Raw genomic sequence first — 16,680 nt, forward strand, 5'->3', positions numbered from 1 at the left:
CATCCCGTCGACCTCCTCGCCCGCCATGCCCGACCTCCCCCAGATCGCCCCCCGCGACAAGGCCGAAATCCTGGCCCAGGCCCTGCCGTACATCCGCAAGTTCCACGGCAAGACCATGGTCATCAAGTACGGCGGCAACGCCATGACCGACCCGGAGCTGCAGGCCGATTTCGCCGAGGACGTGGTGCTGCTCAAGCTGGTGGGCATGAACCCGGTGGTGGTGCACGGCGGCGGGCCGCAGATCGAGCAGGCCCTCAACCGCCTGGGCAAGAAGGGCGAGTTCGTGCAGGGCATGCGCGTGACCGACGCCGAGACCATGGAGGTGGTCGAGTGGGTGCTGGCCGGCGAGGTGCAGCAGGACATCGTGGGCTTCATCCACAAGGCCGGCGGCCGGGCCGTGGGCCTGACCGGCCGCGACGGCGGCCTGATCCGCGCCAAGAAGCTCAAGATGATGGACAACAAGGACCCCAGCAAGGAGCACGACGTCGGGCAGGTGGGCGACATCGTCGAGATCGACCCGGGCGTGGTGCGGGCGCTGCTGGAGGACAACTTCATCCCCGTGGTCAGCCCCATCGGCTTCGGCGACGAGAACGAGAGCTACAACATCAACGCCGACGTGGTGGCCAGCAAGCTGGCCGAGGTGCTGCGGGCCGAGAAGCTGGTGCTGCTGACCAACACCCCCGGGGTGCTGGACAAGGACGGCAAGCTGCTCACCGACCTGACGGCGCGCGAGATCGACGCGCTGTTCGCCGACGGCACCATCTCCGGCGGCATGCTGCCCAAGATCAGCGGCGCGCTGAACGCGGCCAAGAGCGGCGTCAACTCGGTCCACATCATCGACGGGCGCGTGCCCCATTCCATGCTGCTGGAGATCCTGACCGAGCAGGCCTACGGCACCATGATCCGCAGCCACTGAGCGCGGGCCCAGGCGCTGATCCCCCATGCGGCTGCTGCTCGTCGAAGACGACGTCATGGTCGCCAGCGGCATCAAGCTGGGACTGTCCGACGCCGGCTACGCGGTCGACTGGGTCGGCAGCGGCGAGAGGGCGGTGGAGGTGCTGCGCACCGAGGTCTTCGACGCCGCCATCATCGACATCGGCCTGCCGCAGATGGACGGGCTGGAGCTCACCCGCCGCCTGCGCCGGCCGGAGATGCCCAGCCAGAAGCTGCCGGTGCTGATCCTCACCGCGCGCGACGCGCTGCACGACCGGGTGCAGGGCCTGGACCTGGGCGCCGACGACTACATGGTCAAGCCCTTCGAGCTGCCCGAGCTGCTGGCGCGGCTGCGGGCGCTGCTGCGCCGCTCCCAGGCCGCCACCTCGGCGGTGCTGAGCTTCGGGCCGATCGAGCTGGACACGTCCACCCGGCGCGCCGGCGCGCGGCAGGAGGGCGGCGCCATCACGCCCATCGAGCTCGGCCCGCGCGAATGGACGGTGCTGGAGTATTTGCTGATGCACGTGCCCAAGCCGGCCAGCAAGGACAAGCTGCTCCAGGCCCTGACCGGCTGGGACAAGGAGATCACGCCCAACGCGGTGGAGGTCTACATCTCGCGTCTGCGCGGCAAGCTCGAGCCGCACGGCGTGGCCCTGCGGTCGATCCGCGGCTTCGGCTACCGGCTGGAGCTGCAGGGCGCCGCCGCCCCCGCGTGAAGTTCGCGCCTGCCGTCCCGGCCGCACCGCGCGGCGCCGCGGCCGGCGGTGGCGGCCAGATGCTGTCGGGCCTGCGCCGGCGCCTGCTGGTGATGCTGATCGTGCCGCTGGTGCTGCTGGCCTGTCTGAACGCCTGGTTCGACTACCGCTCCGCCGACAACGTGGCCACCCGGCAGGACCAGCAGCTGCTGGCCCTGGTGCCCCTGCTGGCCGATTCGCTGCTGCCCGGCCCGGACGAGGGCGGCCCGCCCTCGCTGCTGCTGCTGGCCCCGCCGTTCGAACAGTTCCTGGAGGCCAGCCCCGGCTACGCCGCCTACGCGGTGGTCGACGCCGACGGCAGCCTGCTGCACGGCGAGCCCTGGCTGGCGCGCCTGCCGCCGGCCACGCCGGAGCCCGAGTACCACAGCGAGGAGCAGGGCGGCGTCACCTGGCGCATCGTGCGCCAGCGCCAGCAGACGGTGCTGGGCGAGGTGGCCATCGCCATCGCCGACGGCTCCGACCCGCGCCAGCAGTGGGCCCGCTCGATCGTGTTCCAGGTGCTGCTGCCCAACCTGGTGCTCATCCTGGCGGCCGCGTTCGCGGTGCGCTGGGCGGTGGAGCGGGCGCTGCGGCCGCTGCTGCAGCTGCGCGAGGCGGTGGAGCGCCGCTCGCCGCGCGACCTGAGCGCCATCGACGGACAGGCTTCGCCGGAGGAGGTGCGGCCGCTGGTGGAGTCGCTCAACCGGCTGTTCGGCCTGGTGAACGACCAGGCCGAGAGCCAGCGCCGCTTCATCGCCGACGCGGCGCACCAGCTGCGCACGCCGCTGGCCGGGCTGCAGGCCCAGGTGGAGGCCTGGGCCCAGGCGGCCGGCCGCGCCGGGCCGGACGGCGGCACGCTGAAGCTGCCGGTGGAGCAGGTCGAGAAGCTGCGCGGCGCCACCCGGCGCACCTCGCAGCTGGCCAACCAGCTGCTGGCGTTGTCGCGGGCCGACGCCCGCAGCATGCAGGCCCAGCCGCTGCAGCCGGTTCAGCTCAAGGCCCTGTGCGAGGAGGCGCTGGAGTCGCAGCTGGATGCCGCCAGCGCCAAGCGCATCGACCTGGGGCTGGACGCGCGGCCGGCCCAGGTGATGGGCCACGGATGGCTGCTGCGCGAGCTGCTGGCCAACCTGGTGGACAACGCCGTGCGCTACACGCCCGCGGGCGGCGCCGTCACCATCCGCTGCGGCCCGCGCGGCACCGGCGCCCTGCTGGAGGTGGAGGACGACGGCCCGGGCGTGCCCGAGGCCGAGCGGGGCCGGGTGCTGGAGCGCTTCTACCGGGTGCAGGGCACGCAGGGCGAGGGCAACGGCCTGGGGCTGGCCATCGCGGAAGAGATCGCGCGCGTGCACCACAGCCACCTGCAGCTAGCGCCGGGCGCGCGCGGGCGCGGGCTGAAGGTCACCGTGCACCTGCCGGGGTAAGTGCGCACTTGGCTTGGGGCCCGCAACTGTGGGGCCTTCGGAAGGCTAGCGCGACTGTGCGAGAATGCGCCGGACCCCACTAGCCGTGCCATCGATGACCGACGCCGAGCCGCTCAGCCCCCCTGAACCCAACGTCCAGGCCGAGGCCGCCGCGCCGGCCCGCAAGCGGCCCAAGCCGGGCGAGCGGCGGGTGCAGATCCTGCAGGCCCTGGCCACCATGCTGGAGCAGCCGGGCGCCGAGCGGATCACCACGGCCGCGCTGGCGGCCAAGCTGGAGGTGAGCGAAGCGGCCCTGTACCGCCATTTCGCGAGCAAGGCCCAGATGTTCGAGGGCCTGATCGAGTTCATCGAGCAGAGCGTGTTCACCCTGGTGGGCCAGATCGTCGAGCGCGACCCGGCCGTCAACGGCAGCGCGGCCGAGGCCGGCGTGCGCCAGGCCGCGCGCATCGTATCCATGCTGCTGCAGTTCGCCGAGCGCAACCCCGGCATGACCCGCGTCATGGTGGGCGACGCCCTGGTGTACGAGAATGAGCGGTTGCAGCAGCGCATGAACCAGTTCTTCGACAAGATCGAGGCCACGCTCAAGCAGAGCCTGCGCAGCGTGTCCGAGGCCAACGGCTCGGCCACGCCCACCGTGGACGCCCAGGTGCGCGCCTCGCTGCTCACCGCTTTCGTGGTCGGCCGCCTGCAGCGCTTCGCCCGCTCGGGCTTCCGCCGCGCCCCGTCCGAGCACCTGGAGGCCAGCCTGGCCTGCATGCTGTAAGTGCTCAGCATCCCCCTCTCAGGCACCGAAGCCGCCCTGCATCCCAGCGGCGCGCTCTACCTGCCGGCCCGGCGCACGCTGCTGGTGGCCGATGCCCATTTCGGCAAGGCGGTGAGCTTCCGCCGCCTGGGCGTGCCCGTGCCCGAGGCCACCACCCAGGCCACGCTGGACACGCTGTCCGACGCCCTGGCGGCGAGCGGCGCCCAGCGCCTGGTGTTCCTGGGCGACTTCCTGCATTCCGCGCGCTCCCATGCGGCGCAAACCCTGGACGCGCTGGAGCGCTGGCGGCTGCGGCATACCGGCCTGGAGATGGTGCTGGTGCGCGGCAACCACGACGAGCGCGCCGGCGACCCGCCGCCGCGCCTGGGCATCGAGGTGGTGGACGGGCCGCTGGCCTGCGGGCCTTTCGCGCTGAGCCACCACCCCGAGCCAGTGGCGGGCCGCTACGTGCTGGCCGGCCACTGGCATCCCTGCGTCAGCGTGCGGGGCCGGGCGTTCGAGCGGCTGCGCCTGCCGTGCTTCTGGTTCGGCGACGACTCGGGCGCGGCGCCGGATCAGGCGGTCGGCGTGCTGCCGGCCTTCGGCGAGTTCACCGGCATGCACCGCATCGAGCCGCGCGCCGGCGACCGCGTCTTCCCCATCGCGGACCAGGTGGTGCGGGAGCTGCCCGCAGCACTGGTCTAGCGACTTGTGAGTCTGATCGCCAAGCACCCATCGAGTTGATGAGTGTTACGCAGGCTAGGAACGATAGGCGCTGCTGCTCGTAAGGCGCTCGAACTCAGGGCAGGTATCTTGGCAGACAGGCAGAGTTTGCTTCAACCCAACCGCGCAGTGTCGAACTCGAGTTCTCACGAACCACCGCCAAGATTTTTGGCAATGTGTCTCGTCGATTGAACCAAAGAAGAATGCTGGTCCATAAGGGCGCACCTTGAATCCTGTTGAACGGCTCTGCGGTATCAAAGTCGTACGGGTGACAGTACGTCCATAAACAAGACTCAGGATCGGCTTGAGTGATGAGTGACCGAACCAGGATTTGAGGAAGATATCGAAGGTAGAAACCTCCCAGATACGGGAGAGTGATTGGTCCGAGTTTTCCGACAGGGCATGGAATCTCGACCAAACCGTTTTTCCAGAGAAATGGTTTTGTGGGTGCCTGGGGGAAACCGTAAAGTGGGTTGTGTGTCGGCATCACGCTCGACGAATACTGAAATCCCAGCTCCGCCAAAACGTCGACAGCCCAAAGGGTGCTCTTCGTGAGCGAAAAGACCGGGGCTCTGAACCCAACTACCGCCTTGCCAATGCAATTCTCGATCAGGTGCTTGGCCCGCGCTGTGTCTTCTCTAAAAGCGGCTGGCGCTTGTTTGTCCAGGGGCGTATGGTCCAAGCTGTGGCACGCAAGTTCGTGCCCCAAATCCGATATTTCACGTAGAAGCGCCGGTTCTGCTTTTGCGATCTTGCCGACTACAAACACGGTCCCGACAATGCCGTTCTGCGCCAAGGTCTGAAGTACTTGGCGGGAAATGGACGGATACCGGCTCGATGTATCGTACCGACCCACATGATCTTCTAAGTCAAGCGTAAATATTGCGCTTTTCACTTTAGACAAATCAGAATCTCCTGGTTGGCTTAAGCGGCCCTATTTAGTAAGCATCAAAATCAAGGAACTCGAACGAACTGAACTGGATGGAAATTGCATCAGGCAAGGTGCTGTCAAGCTTCCGATAGATCAAATTTAAGGGTGATGGTAGCAATCTACGCGGCAATGGTATGCCCTTGAGGGAGGCGCTGTTGTTAAAACCGGAGTAGATAAAAAACCAAGCCTTATGGTATGCGGCAGCTTGCCGAATTAGGGCGGCCGTATCAACCTGATCGACTTCATTACTTGGAAAAAACTTGAGAGCAATCACCACCCGAGCGCCAAGTGGTCCAGTGGCGGTTGTGGTTACCAGGACGCCGGACTTATGGGCATGCAATGCGTACTGACATTTTGGAGAAGACAAGCGCCAACGCAACTTGTCGATTGACCATTCCTGCGCGGCACCTCCCGGTCGATTAAAGTGCAAGCGAGCAGTGAGCAAGGTGAATTGCTTGCTATTTAAGAAGGCCGCGTTTACCGTGTGATTCGAAGCCGCATGCAGCGGGACTGGCAATGCCACGCCGGCGACGACAGGCAACGGGGACACTAGCGTGAACCCAAGACGCTTTACGAACCCAGGCGTCGAGTTTGCATTCGCGACTCCGACGATGCCTCTAATACCGTGCCTTGCCGCGATGGAGTAGGTTTCTTCAGCCAAGCGGACAAAAAGCCCTTTTCCACGAGCTTCCTCATGCACCGCTGTGTTCAAAGAAAGCGCCATCAACTTCGACTCTCCCCCGATGATCCATCTCTGCGGAACCATCGTGTAGTGCCCGAGGAGCTTGCCTGCCTCCGTGTAGTCACTGCTGATATTCAGACCATCGGGTGATTTTCGATATAGCCAGTCGAGATATTCAAAAGTCAAAGCTCCTTCTGGAAACACTTCGTTTAGAAGTCTCTCCTGCGCTAGCAACTGATCTTCGTCTTGTGTGAAACTCATCGGACTTAGTTGTTATCGCTTAGCCCGCGCCGGGATAAACACTGAATACTCAGTGTTGTCGTAGATTTTTAGCATGGTCGGGTCGACTTCGAGCTTTACGGAAACAGCGTCGTATAGGCCTCCGAGAGCGTTGGGGTTTGGGACTACCGCATACGCGCAGTGCAGCGCTCTCAGATATTCCTCCCCCGTACTTGGATACGCCGTAAAACCGATATCTTGCGTCCGTCTTTGTGTGAGATATAAAAAGGCGCGTGGCTTGAATGCGCATAGAGTTTCATCCGCACGCGTATTTGCCTTGAGCCACCCGAACAGCTCCATTGCCTTAGGTTTCTCGATCTCATCAGTCGAGTAGCCTTGAGCAGCGTTAACTTGTCGCGCGCCGTTGACGGCTACGTAAAGCAAGATGATCAAGGCCCCTACTTTCCCTATCCAGGCAGACGCTGTCCGACGTGAGGATTCACCTAGCATTGCAACGAAGATAAATATAACTGGAACCATCGGAAACAGGTAACGAGGTCCGCCGTTCCACGGAGTTAGCATGATCATCGCCGGGTATGCAAGCGCGAAAAAATGGATTGGTGTTAATTCCCGCCGATTGATGGCTCCCAACAGAGAACCGACAAACGCAAAGATCAAAAAGACTTTTGGAGCCCATGGCGGTGCCACAAACCCAAAGAAAAGGTTGGAGAAGTTCTTGAACTCTTCTGAGCTGCGAGTGGTAAATGAGTAGAACTGTCCGCTCGCTACCGCGTTTGTCCCATGTGCATTAAATGGACCTGGAAAGAGGGCGATGAAGAGTAAGGTGGTCAGCACGAGAAGTGTTGCAGCTGTCAATGCCAACCAGTTGTAGGAGCGAGTGCGTACGTAGGTGTGCACTAGCAAATAACTCTGATAGCCGACGAGTGCGGCGACCAGGCCAACGGTTGCGGGTCGAAACAAAAATGCAGTGAACACCCCTATGCAGAGTAAGCAGAGCCAACCTATTTGACGCCAGTGTGGTTGTCTGACAGAGGCCGCTGACGCTAAACAAAGGCATGTGGTGTTTAGTGCGGCGTATGGCATGTCGCTTATTAGGTCCTGTTGGGCGAATATGAAAAACGGGCAGCACAGTACCGCAATGGCTACGGCGAGAGAGTTAGAGGCTGATACGTAGTAGCGTGCCAACCGGTAGGTGGCGATTGCAAGCAGGCACCATGAAAAGACGTTCACCGTCTTCAATTTAGCCAAGTCCCAGCTAGTTAAATGAGACCAGAAGACTAGAAGGAGGGGAAATCCGGGCGGGGTCATCGCACCCATTTCGGGTGTTAAATAGTCATACGGTCGACCCAGCCGGATATTTTGGGCCAAATGCAAGTAGGCCCCGAAGTCGTCTCCCCAATCATGGCCACTCGCCAGTCGACTGCTATAAACGGCGGCGGCGAATACACAGGACACCAGCAAAACGTGCAGTTGCCATGTATCGACGACCCTCCTTCTCTGCCCTGCATTCGCAAGCCTTTCTGCTTTTCTTTTTGCTTCTTCAGTCATAGTGAAATTAAACGCTTGATCGTAAACAATATGGAATCGACAGCAAGATGCGATCAAGTCGTCCGAATTGTAGCGAGCTACCTTTGCGGTGCGGTGCGATTGAACTCGTCTCAAGGAGGGCTGATTAGCCCTACATAATTAATTAGCCCTACATAATTAATCGAAGTACAGGAAGGCACTTGCTTAGGAGTGGCGTGGTGGGCTCGGTTAAGAGTAGCCATGCTGGCTGACATGGGCCGTCGCAACTCCACTTCTCCCAGTGGCAGCAGTTGTGTCGCGGCGATGATTGCCTGACTGGTATGCAGCCTCTCCGTTTTTAGGAGCGAGGACGGCAACGTCTTACAAATCGAAGTTTTGAACTTAGATTGAAGGAGAGGGAGCCAGATGGCACTCGCTCTAGCTTTGGTGGGGTTCTCCCGCTCCGACCTTCACGCTCGCCGCCACGATCTCCGCCCAGGTCTGGTTGTCGATCGCGATGCCCTCCCGCTCGCGCCGCGCGCGAGCTTCGCGCTCGGGCTCGCCGGCCAGGCGCACGCCGTCCGTGCCTGGCGCGGCGGGGCTGCGGCGCAGCCAGTCGACGAAGGCCGTGGCCTCGCGTGCGAAGCTGTCTTGCGTACCCAGTTTGCGCGGATTGATCACGATGCTAAGCATGCCGTTGACCACCGCCCGGCGCGCGTCCGGTTCGCGGTGCCAGGTGCCGCCGCCGGTGAGCGCCCCGCCCAGCAACTCGCAGGCGATCGCCAGGCCGGAACCCTTGTGCTCGCCGAAGGGCAGCAGCGCGCCCAGGCGGCCGGCCGCATCGGGCACCACTACCACGCCCGGGTCGGTGGTGGGCTGGCCCTGGCGGTCAATCAGGTAACCTGGTTCGGCGGGGCGGCCTTCGTTGTGCGCCACGCGCATCTTGCCTTGCGCCACCCGGCTGGTGGCGAAGTCCAGGATGAAGGGCTCGCGCCCGGCCAGCGGGATGCCAGCGCAGAAGGGATTGGTGCCGAAGCGGCCGTCGCCACCGGCCCAGGGCGCCACTACGGGGCGCGACAGCACGTTGACGAAATGGAGCGACACCAAGCCCTGCGCCACCGCCATCTCGGCGAAGTGGCCGATGCGGCCCAGGTGGTGCGCGTTCGCCAATGCCATCACGCAGCTGCCCTGGGCCAGGGCGCGGTCCATGGCCAGGCGCATCGCCTGCTCGCCCACCACCTGGCCATAGCCGCGCCGCCCGTCCAGCGCCAGCAGGGCGCCGGCGTCCAGCGTCACTTCGGCTGAGGCGTTGGGCTGCAGGCCGCCCTCCAGCACGGCGTCGACGTAGCGCGGCAGCATGCCCACGCCATGCGAATCGTGCCCGCTCAGATTGGCCAGCACCAGATTGGCCGCCACTTGGCGCGCCTCGTCGGGGTCGCTGCCTGCGGCCTGCAGGACGGCCGCCGCGCGAGCCCGCAGCTCGGGCGCGAAGAATGTCTTGGTCATGCGCGTCCTTACATCACGGCGCCGACCTGCCAGGGCACGAACTCGTTCTGCCCGTAGCCGTGGCGCTCGCTCTTGCTGGCCTCGCCGGAGGCGGTGGCCAGCACCAGGCGGAAGATGCGCTCGCCCATCTCCTGGATCGAGGCCCGGCCGTCGATGATCTCGCCGCAGTTGATGTCCATGTCCTCCTCCTGGCGCTGCCACAGCGCCGTGTTGGTGGCCAGCTTGAGCGAGGGCGAGGGGGCGCAGCCGTAGGCCGAGCCGCGGCCGGTGGTGAAGCAGATCATGTTGGCGCCGCCGGCCACCTGGCCGGTGGCGCTGACCGGGTCGTAGCCCGGCGTGTCCATGTAGACGAAGCCCTGGGCCGTGACGGGCTCGGCGTACTCGTAGACGGCCTGCAGGCTGGTGGTGCCGCCCTTGGCCACCGCGCCCAGCGATTTCTCCAGGATGGTGGTGAGCCCGCCGGCCTTGTTGCCCGGCGAGGGGTTGTTGTTCATCTCGCCTTCGTTGACCCTGGTGTAGTGCTCCCACCAGCGGATGCGCGAGATCAGCTTCTCGCCGACCTCGCGGCGGACGGCGCGGCGCGTCAGCAGGTGCTCGGCGCCGTAGACCTCGGGCGTCTCCGACAGGATGGCCGTGCCGCCGTGCGCCACCAGCAGGTCCACCGCCGCGCCCAGCGCCGGGTTGGCGCTGATGCCGGAGTAGCCGTCGGACCCGCCGCACTGCAGGCCGATGGTGATGTGCGACGCGCTGCAGGGCTCGCGTTTGACCGCGTTGGCGCGGGGCAGCATGTCCTTGACGAGCGCGATGCCCTTTTCCACCGTCCTGCGGGTGCCGCCGGTGTCCTGGATGTTGAAGACCTTCAGCGTGTCGCCCTCGCGCAGGCTGCTGTGGGCCAGCCAGGCATTGATCTGGTTGGCTTCGCAGCCCAGGCCCACCACCAGCACGCCCCAGAAGTTGGCATGGGTGGCGTAGCCGGCCAGCGTGCGCTCCAGGATCTGCATGCCCATGCCCTCGGTATCCATGCCGCAGCCGGTGCCGTGGGTGAGGGCGACCACGCCGTCGACCATGGGGTAGTCCGCCAGCGCCGCCGGGTTCGTCTGGCGCGAGAAGTGGTCGGCGATCGCGCGGGCGGCGGTGGCCGAGCAGTTCACGCTGGACAGGATGCCGATGTAGTTGCGGGTGGCGACGCGGCCGTCGGAGCGCTTGATCCCCATGAAGGTGGCCTCGCGCCGCGCCGGTTCGGGCTTGAGGTCGGCGCCGAAGGCGTAGTCGCGCTCGAAGTCGCCCATCGCCAGGTTGTGGGTGTGCACGTGCTCGCCGGCGGCGATGGGCTTGCTGGCGAAGCCGATGATCTGGTTGTAGCGGCGCACCGGCTGGCCCTGCCCGATGTCGCGCGCGGCGACCTTGTGGCCGGGCGGCACCAGGCCCTTGACGGCCACACCTTCGATTTGCGTGCCGCCGACCAGCTGGGAACGGGCGATCAGGACGTCGTCCTGCGGGTGCAGGCGGATGAAAAGATTCATGTTTGTTCTCCTGCGGAGTGGCTGGAGTTGATCCTCGATCTCCCTGCTTCGGCACGAGACAGCCGCGCTTGCGCGCTGGCTCGCGGCTCCGCGCCGTTGCGGCAGCTTATTCCTAGGACGGCAGCGCCCGGGCCGTGGTTCACCGTGGAGTTGGCGACGGTGGCCTGTAGTTCCGTAGCCGGCGCGAGGTAACCAAATCCAGGCCCCCCTCTTCGCCCCGGCGGGGGGCGCTGAGCAACGGCCTTGCCGTTGCGCGCCCATGGCAGGGCAAACGCCCGCACGCGCCAAGGCGCGTGCTCAGGGGCGGGGGGGAGAAGAGGGGGAAGACGAGGAGTCACAACAACCAACCAAAAACGAAGAACAAAATCAATAGAACATCTTCGGCAGCCACAAGACCGCCTTCGGGAAGTACGTGATCAACACCAGCGATCCGAGCAGCGGCACCAGCCACGGCAGGATCGCCATCGTGGTCCGCTCCACCGACAGCTTGGCCACCCGGGCCAGGACGAACAGCACCATCCCCATGGGCGGATGCAGCAGCCCGATCATCAGGTTCAGCACCATCACCAGCCCGAAGTGCACCAGGTCGATGCCCAACTGCTGGCAGATCGGCACCAGGATGGGCACCAGGATGGTGATGGCCGCCGTGGGCTCCAGGAAGCAGCCGACGAACAGCATCAGCAGGTTGGCCAGCAGCAGGAACACCCAGGGATCCTTGGTGAAGGCCAGCACCCACTGCGAGATGGCGGCGGTGACGCCGGTGGCCGTGAGCATCCAGCCGAAGATGCTGGCGGCCGCCACGATGAACAGCACCGTGGCCGTGGTCTCCACCGTGTCCAGGCAGACCTTGACGAACATCTTCCAGTTCAGCGTGCGGTACCAGGCGAAGCCCAGCACCATGGCCCACAGGCAGGCGGCGATCGCGCCCTCGGTGGGCGTGAAGATGCCGGTGGTCATGCCGCCGATCAGCAGCACCGGCGTCATGATGGGCAGCACCGCCTGGAACCGGAACACCCGGTCGGCGACGAACAGCACCCCCAGCGCGGCGGTGACGGTGATCTGCGCCGGCAGGCCGGCCTTGTTGACCAGCAGCCACACCGCCACCGGCCAGCCGATCACTACGGCGGTTTCCATCAGCGCCTTGGCCACGCGCGGCCATTCGAACCTGATGTCGCCGCCCCAGCCGTTCTTGTGGGCGAAGTAGGCCACGGTGAACATCATGGCCACGGCCATCAGCACGCCGGGCAGGATGCCGGCCAGGAACAGCGCGCCCACGCTGACGTTGGCCATCATCCCGTAGATCACGAACGGCAGCGAGGGCGGGATGATGGGTCCCAGCGTGGCCGAGGCGGCGGTGACGCCGACCGCGAACTCGGTGTCGTAGCCATGGTCCTTCATGGCCTTGATCTCGATGGTGCCCAGGCCGGCGGCGTCGGCGATGGCGGTGCCGCTCATGCCGGCGAACACCACCGAGCCCACCACGTTGACATGGCCCAGGCCGCCCTTGAGCCAGCCCACCAGCGCCAGCGCGTAGTTGTAGATGCGGTTGGTGATGCCGGCGTTGTTCATCAGGTTGCCGGCCAGGATGAAGAAGGGCACGGCCAGCAACGGGAAGCTGTCGATGCCGCTGACCATGCGGTGGATGACCACGAAGGCCGGCAGGTTGCCCGTCCACCAGATGTACAGCAGGGCCGAGCCGGCCATGGCCAGGGCCACCGGCAGCCCGCCGGTCATGAGGAACAGGAAGATGATCTTCAGCATGGATTCACTCGGTGAGGGCGTCCGACCCTTCAGGCCGTTCCAGCACCGTCCAGCCACGCCGGCGGTGCACCAGCGCGAGTTGCACCGAGCGCACGGCCATGGCGACGAAGCCGGCCAGGCACACGCCGTAGACCCAGTTCATCGGCAGGTCGATCATGGTCATGCGCGAGTTGCTGCCCAGCTTGAGCATCATCATCACGGTGAGCACGGCGGCCGCCGCGAAGAAGGTGATGCGCAGCAGGTCCACCAGCGTCGCCAGGACGCGGCCCGCGCGGCGCGGCAGGTAGCGGTAGACGATGTCCACGTGGATGTGGTTGTTCTTGATGACGCCGATGACCGCGCCGGTGAACACCGTCGCGATCAGCAGGTAGCGGGCGATCTCCTCGGTCCAGGCGGCCGAGTCGTTGAGCACGTAGCGGGTGAAGAACTGGTAGAAGACGGTGATCCCCAGCAGCCAGAAGAAGCCCAGGGCGACCCAGGCCTCCACCGGCGTGCCGGCGAGCTGGACCGCCTCGTCCTGCGCATGGAACTCGCCATCCTCCCCCATCACCCGGGGCATGTCGTCCAGGACCGAAGACATCGCGGCACCCTTACTTGATGGCGATGACGCGGTCCCAGTCCTTCTTGTCCAGCTGCATGGAGCCGAACTCGATGGCCTTGAGCACGCGCTGCTGGAAGTCGTTGCGGTCCACGGTGATGATGTTCAGGCCCTTCTTCTTGAACTCGTCGACCAGCTCGCCCTCGCGCTTGCGCACGTCCTGGCTGGCCTTCTCGGCCGCCTCCTGCGTCACCTCCAGCAGCGTCTTCTGCTCGGCCGGCGTGAGGCGGCCCATGGTGGTGGGCGAGACGATGGTCAGCAGCGAGTCGGCGATGTGGCCGGTCAGGATGATGTTCTTCTGCACCTCGTAGAACTTCTTGGCCTCGATGGTGGGCAGCGGGTTCTCCTGCGCGTCGACGGTGCCGTTCTGCAGCGCCAGGTACACCTCGGCGAAGGCGATGGGCGTCGGGTTGGCGCCGCAAGCGCGCGGCAGCGCGGTGTAGGCGGGCGCGTCGGGCACGCGCATCTTCAGGCCCTTCATCTCGTCGCAGGTCTTGAAGGCCTTGTTGCTGGTGGCGTGGCGCACGCCGTAGTAGGTCATGGCCGTCACGGTGTTACCGCCGCTGGCCTTCTTGTAGCCTTCGGCCAGCTCCTTGAACACGTCGCTCTTGGCGTACTTGAGCACGTGGTCGGCGTCGCGGAAGGTGAAGGGGTAGTAGCTCACGGCCAGCCGCGGGAACGAGCGCGCGGCGAAGGAGGCGCCGGTCAGGATGATGTCCACCGTGCCCAGCTGCAGGCCCTGGTTGATGTCGCTTTCCTTGCCCAGGCTGGAGGCCGGGAACACCTGGATCTCGTACTTGCCGTTGGTGCGCTTCTTGAACTCCTCGCCGGCCCAGACCGACCACTTGTGGAAGGGCTCGGAGGCCTCGTACACGTGGGCCCACTTCAGCTTGGTCTGCGCGTTGGCGGCGCCGAACGGTGCCAGGGCGCCGGCCAGCAGGGCGCAGGCGGCTATCGATCGAAGGGTGAACCGGTGGGTCATCATGCTCGTCTCCTGAGTTGTAGAGGTGCTGGCGGGGTGTGGGATGCGTTGGCGCGGCGCCAGCTCGCGCCGTATCTCTTGCAGGCGCGCTGCAGGTGCAGGTGCATCGCCTCGCGCGCGGCCTGCGGGTCGCGCCCGCGGATGGCCTCCAGCACCTGCGCGTGCTCGACCAGCGCGGCGCTCCAGGAGGCGGGGTTCTCGAAGTAGTCGCCCAACCGCTCGAACAGCGGGCCGCTGCGCGCCTGCCAGTAGCCCATGACGGTGTCGCGCAGCACCTCGTTGCCGCAGGCACCCGCCACGGCGGCGTGGAAGGCCTCGTCGCCCTCGCGCGGCACGATGCCTGCGTCGGCCTGCTCCTGCATGCGGGCCAGGGCGCCGGCCATGGCCGCGACCTGGGCGCGCTTGGCATGGCGCGCCGCCAGCGCGGCGACCTCGCCCTCCACCAGCTCGCGCGCGCGCATCAGCTCCAGCGGGCCCCACTCGGCCGAGTCGTGCCCGGCGGCGGCGCCGCGCGGCAGCGGCTGGCGCACGTAGATGCCCGAGCCCGTGCGCACCTCGACCCAGCCTTCCACCTCCAGGGCGATCAGCGCCTCGCGCACCGAGGGGCGGCTCACGCCCAGCTGGCGCGCCAGGTCGCGCTCGGCCGGCAGGCGGCTGGCCGGCGCGAACTCGCCGGCCGCGATCAGCGAGCGCAGCTGCTCGGCGATCTGGCGGTACAGGCGATTCGACTCGACGGTCTGCAGCGGCATGGGTGGGGGTGTGGCGTGTGGCGACGGTGTCAGGGTTGACCGCAAGTGGCCAAGTGGTCTGACCAATTAAGATGCGCCGAAAACCCGCGCCGGGCATCGGGCAAAACCCGCAGGCGCCCTTTTCAGGAGACAGCTTCATGAGACTGCAAGGCAAGACCGCCCTGGTCACCGCAGCCGGGCAGGGCATAGGCCGCGCCAGCGCGCTGGCGCTGGCCGCGCAAGGCGCCCAGGTGTGGGCCACCGACGTGAACGAGGCGCTGCTGGCCGCCTACGAAGGCGTGGCGGGCGTGCGCGCCCTGCGCCTGGATGTGCTGGACAAGGAGGCGCTGAAACGCGTGATCGCCGCCATGCCGGCCATCGACGTGCTCTTCAACTGCGCCGGCTTCGTCCACAACGGCACCATCCAGCAGGCCAGCGACGAGGAATGGAACTTCGCGCTGAACCTGAACGTGCGCTCCCAGTTCTGGGCCATCCAGGCGGCGCTGCCGCGCATGCTGGGCAACGACGAGGGCCGCGGGCGCGGCAGCATCATCAACATGGCCAGCGTGTGCAGCAGCATCAAGGGCCTGCCCAACCGGTTCATCTACGGCACCACCAAGGCGGCGGTGATCGGCCTGACCAAGAGCGTGGCGGCCGACTACGTGGCCCACGGCATCCGCTGCAACGCCATCTGCCCGGGCACGGTGGACACGCCCTCGCTGCAGGGCCGCATCGATGCCAACGCCGACCCGCAGGCGGCCCGGCGCGCCTTCGTCGCCCGCCAGCCCATGGGCCGGCTGGCGCGGGCCGAGGAGATCGCGCCGCTGGTGGTGTTCCTGGCCAGCGACGAATCGGCCTTCGTCACCGGCCAGGCCTACGCGGTGGACGGCGGCATCTCGATATGAACCAGCTGGATTTCCAGGGCCGCCATGCGGTGGTCACGGGCGGCGCCGCCGGCCTGGGGTATGCGATCGCCGAGCGGCTGGTCCAGTCGGGCGGCAGCGTCACGCTGTGGGACCGCGACGCCTCGGCCGCGCAGCAGGCCGCGCTGGTGCTGGGTGCCAAGGCCGCGGCCGTGGAGGTGGACGTCAGCGACTACCTGTCGGTGCAGGCGGCGGTCAAGCGCACCGTGCGGCAGTCGGCGCGCATCGACGCCCTGGTCAACGGCGCCGGCATCACCGGGCCCAACGCCAAGGTCTGGGACTATCCCCTGGATGCCTGGCGCCAGGTGATGGACGTCAACCTGAACGGCCTGTTCTACTGCTGCCGCGAGGTGGCGCCGCTGATGCGCGCCCAGGGCTGGGGCCGCATCGTGAACATCGCCTCGGTGGCCGGCAAGGACGGCAACCCCAACGCCAGCGCCTACAGCGCCAGCAAGGCGGCGGTGATCGCCCTGACCAAGTCGCTGGGCAAGGAGCTGGCCGACGTGGACGTGCGCGTCAACTGCGTGACGCCCGCGGCCGTGAGGACGGCCATCTTCGAGCAGATGAGCCCCGAGCACATCCAGTTCATGCTGGGCAAGATCCCGATGGGGCGCTTCGGCACGCCGCAGGAGGTGGCGGCCCTGGTCGCCTGGCTGTGCACGGAAGAATGCTCGTTCTCCACCGGCGCCGTGTTCGACCTCTCGGGCGGCCGCTCCACCTACTGATCACGCAACAAGAAAGGCAAGA

The 16,680-nt window shown here is 66.1% G+C and carries 16 protein-coding genes; 7 read left to right on the forward strand and 9 right to left on the reverse strand.

Annotated features, from left to right (window positions below):
• The first annotated feature begins 25 nt into the window (after window positions 1-25).
• The 5 genes from argB to pdeM all read left to right on the forward strand — a co-directional run bounded on the left by argB (window position 26) and on the right by pdeM (window position 4,535).
• Window positions 26-916, forward strand: a complete 891-nt coding sequence (argB, locus tag RTA_RS04570; RefSeq protein ID WP_041676093.1) for an acetylglutamate kinase — start codon at window positions 26-28, stop codon at window positions 914-916.
• A 25-nt stretch (window positions 917-941) separates the two neighbouring features.
• Window positions 942-1,649: a response regulator transcription factor gene (locus RTA_RS04575; RefSeq protein WP_013900208.1), complete on the forward strand. Its 708-nt coding sequence runs from the start codon at window positions 942-944 to the stop codon at window positions 1,647-1,649.
• 59 nt (window positions 1,650-1,708) lie between these two features.
• Window positions 1,709-3,088 carry a sensor histidine kinase gene (locus RTA_RS04580; RefSeq protein WP_013900209.1) on the forward strand — a complete coding sequence of 460 codons (1,380 nt, stop codon included), beginning with the start codon at window positions 1,709-1,711 and terminating at the stop codon, window positions 3,086-3,088.
• A gap of 94 nt (window positions 3,089-3,182) precedes the next feature.
• On the forward strand, window positions 3,183-3,851 hold the full coding sequence (gene slmA, locus RTA_RS04585) for a nucleoid occlusion factor SlmA (protein WP_041675050.1): 669 nt from the start codon (window positions 3,183-3,185) through the stop codon (window positions 3,849-3,851).
• Complete coding sequence (gene pdeM / locus RTA_RS04590; RefSeq protein WP_013900211.1) at window positions 3,852-4,535, forward strand: ligase-associated DNA damage response endonuclease PdeM; 684 nt, start codon at window positions 3,852-3,854, stop codon at window positions 4,533-4,535. It begins immediately after the preceding gene.
• A 94-nt stretch (window positions 4,536-4,629) separates the two neighbouring features.
• Here pdeM and RTA_RS20085 read toward each other — a convergent pair whose 3' ends face one another.
• The 9 genes from RTA_RS20085 to RTA_RS04620 all read right to left on the reverse strand — a co-directional run bounded on the left by RTA_RS20085 (window position 4,630) and on the right by RTA_RS04620 (window position 15,031).
• On the reverse strand, window positions 4,630-5,448 hold the full coding sequence (locus tag RTA_RS20085) for a polysaccharide deacetylase family protein (RefSeq protein WP_226986142.1): 819 nt from the start codon (window positions 5,446-5,448) through the stop codon (window positions 4,630-4,632).
• Window positions 5,449-5,491: 43 nt separating this feature from the next.
• Window positions 5,492-6,427 carry a GNAT family N-acetyltransferase gene (locus tag RTA_RS20090; protein ID WP_081466210.1) on the reverse strand — a complete coding sequence of 312 codons (936 nt, stop codon included), beginning with the start codon at window positions 6,425-6,427 and terminating at the stop codon, window positions 5,492-5,494.
• 12 nt (window positions 6,428-6,439) lie between these two features.
• On the reverse strand, window positions 6,440-7,954 hold the full coding sequence (locus RTA_RS20580) for a glycosyltransferase family protein (RefSeq protein WP_143762900.1): 1,515 nt from the start codon (window positions 7,952-7,954) through the stop codon (window positions 6,440-6,442).
• 396 nt (window positions 7,955-8,350) lie between these two features.
• Complete coding sequence (locus RTA_RS04595; protein WP_013900215.1) at window positions 8,351-9,418, reverse strand: malate/lactate/ureidoglycolate dehydrogenase; 1,068 nt, start codon at window positions 9,416-9,418, stop codon at window positions 8,351-8,353.
• Window positions 9,419-9,426: 8 nt separating this feature from the next.
• A complete protein-coding gene (locus tag RTA_RS04600; RefSeq protein ID WP_013900216.1) occupies window positions 9,427-10,941 on the reverse strand; it encodes a UxaA family hydrolase in 1,515 nt (504 codons plus the stop codon).
• A 366-nt stretch (window positions 10,942-11,307) separates the two neighbouring features.
• Window positions 11,308-12,702 carry a TRAP transporter large permease gene (locus RTA_RS04605; protein ID WP_013900217.1) on the reverse strand — a complete coding sequence of 465 codons (1,395 nt, stop codon included), beginning with the start codon at window positions 12,700-12,702 and terminating at the stop codon, window positions 11,308-11,310.
• 4 nt (window positions 12,703-12,706) lie between these two features.
• Window positions 12,707-13,282: a TRAP transporter small permease gene (locus RTA_RS04610; protein WP_013900218.1), complete on the reverse strand. Its 576-nt coding sequence runs from the start codon at window positions 13,280-13,282 to the stop codon at window positions 12,707-12,709.
• 10 nt (window positions 13,283-13,292) lie between these two features.
• Entirely contained in the window at window positions 13,293-14,285 is a 993-nt protein-coding gene (locus RTA_RS04615) for a sialic acid TRAP transporter substrate-binding protein SiaP (protein WP_013900219.1), read from the reverse strand.
• On the reverse strand, window positions 14,282-15,031 hold the full coding sequence (locus RTA_RS04620; RefSeq protein WP_013900220.1) for a FadR/GntR family transcriptional regulator: 750 nt from the start codon (window positions 15,029-15,031) through the stop codon (window positions 14,282-14,284). Before RTA_RS04620 ends, RTA_RS04615 begins: the two co-directional genes overlap by 4 nt.
• Before the next feature lie 137 nt (window positions 15,032-15,168).
• On the opposite strand from RTA_RS04620, the gene RTA_RS04625 reads away from it, so the two are divergent.
• Together RTA_RS04625 and RTA_RS04630 are read left to right on the forward strand one after the other, a co-directional pair.
• On the forward strand, window positions 15,169-15,915 hold the full coding sequence (locus tag RTA_RS04625) for an SDR family oxidoreductase (RefSeq protein WP_013900221.1): 747 nt from the start codon (window positions 15,169-15,171) through the stop codon (window positions 15,913-15,915).
• The gene (locus RTA_RS04630; RefSeq protein WP_013900222.1) at window positions 15,912-16,658 is read left to right on the forward strand and encodes an SDR family NAD(P)-dependent oxidoreductase; all 747 of its coding nucleotides are present in this window, start codon (window positions 15,912-15,914) and stop codon (window positions 16,656-16,658) included. Before RTA_RS04625 ends, RTA_RS04630 begins: the two co-directional genes overlap by 4 nt.
• The last annotated feature ends 22 nt before the right edge of the window (window positions 16,659-16,680 follow it).

The organism is Ramlibacter tataouinensis TTB310, from assembly GCF_000215705.1.
GTDB lineage: Bacteria > Pseudomonadota > Gammaproteobacteria > Burkholderiales > Burkholderiaceae_C > Ramlibacter > Ramlibacter tataouinensis.

Coding starts and splice junctions, on each gene's coding strand:
- RTA_RS04615 (WP_013900219.1), bottom strand. CDS start 14,285: ATGATGACCCACCGGTTCACCCTTCGATCGATAGCCGCCTGCGCCCTG.
- RTA_RS04575 (WP_013900208.1), top strand. CDS start 942: ATGCGGCTGCTGCTCGTCGAAGACGACGTCATGGTCGCCAGCGGCATC.
- RTA_RS20580 (WP_143762900.1), bottom strand. CDS start 7,954: ATGACTGAAGAAGCAAAAAGAAAAGCAGAAAGGCTTGCGAATGCAGGG.
- slmA (WP_041675050.1), top strand. CDS start 3,183: ATGACCGACGCCGAGCCGCTCAGCCCCCCTGAACCCAACGTCCAGGCC.
- RTA_RS04625 (WP_013900221.1), top strand. CDS start 15,169: ATGAGACTGCAAGGCAAGACCGCCCTGGTCACCGCAGCCGGGCAGGGC.
- RTA_RS04580 (WP_013900209.1), top strand. CDS start 1,709: ATGCTGTCGGGCCTGCGCCGGCGCCTGCTGGTGATGCTGATCGTGCCG.
- RTA_RS04610 (WP_013900218.1), bottom strand. CDS start 13,282: ATGTCTTCGGTCCTGGACGACATGCCCCGGGTGATGGGGGAGGATGGC.
- RTA_RS20090 (WP_081466210.1), bottom strand. CDS start 6,427: ATGAGTTTCACACAAGACGAAGATCAGTTGCTAGCGCAGGAGAGACTT.
- RTA_RS04605 (WP_013900217.1), bottom strand. CDS start 12,702: ATGCTGAAGATCATCTTCCTGTTCCTCATGACCGGCGGGCTGCCGGTG.
- RTA_RS04620 (WP_013900220.1), bottom strand. CDS start 15,031: ATGCCGCTGCAGACCGTCGAGTCGAATCGCCTGTACCGCCAGATCGCC.
- RTA_RS04595 (WP_013900215.1), bottom strand. CDS start 9,418: ATGACCAAGACATTCTTCGCGCCCGAGCTGCGGGCTCGCGCGGCGGCC.
- RTA_RS04630 (WP_013900222.1), top strand. CDS start 15,912: ATGAACCAGCTGGATTTCCAGGGCCGCCATGCGGTGGTCACGGGCGGC.
- argB (WP_041676093.1), top strand. CDS start 26: ATGCCCGACCTCCCCCAGATCGCCCCCCGCGACAAGGCCGAAATCCTG.
- RTA_RS04600 (WP_013900216.1), bottom strand. CDS start 10,941: ATGAATCTTTTCATCCGCCTGCACCCGCAGGACGACGTCCTGATCGCC.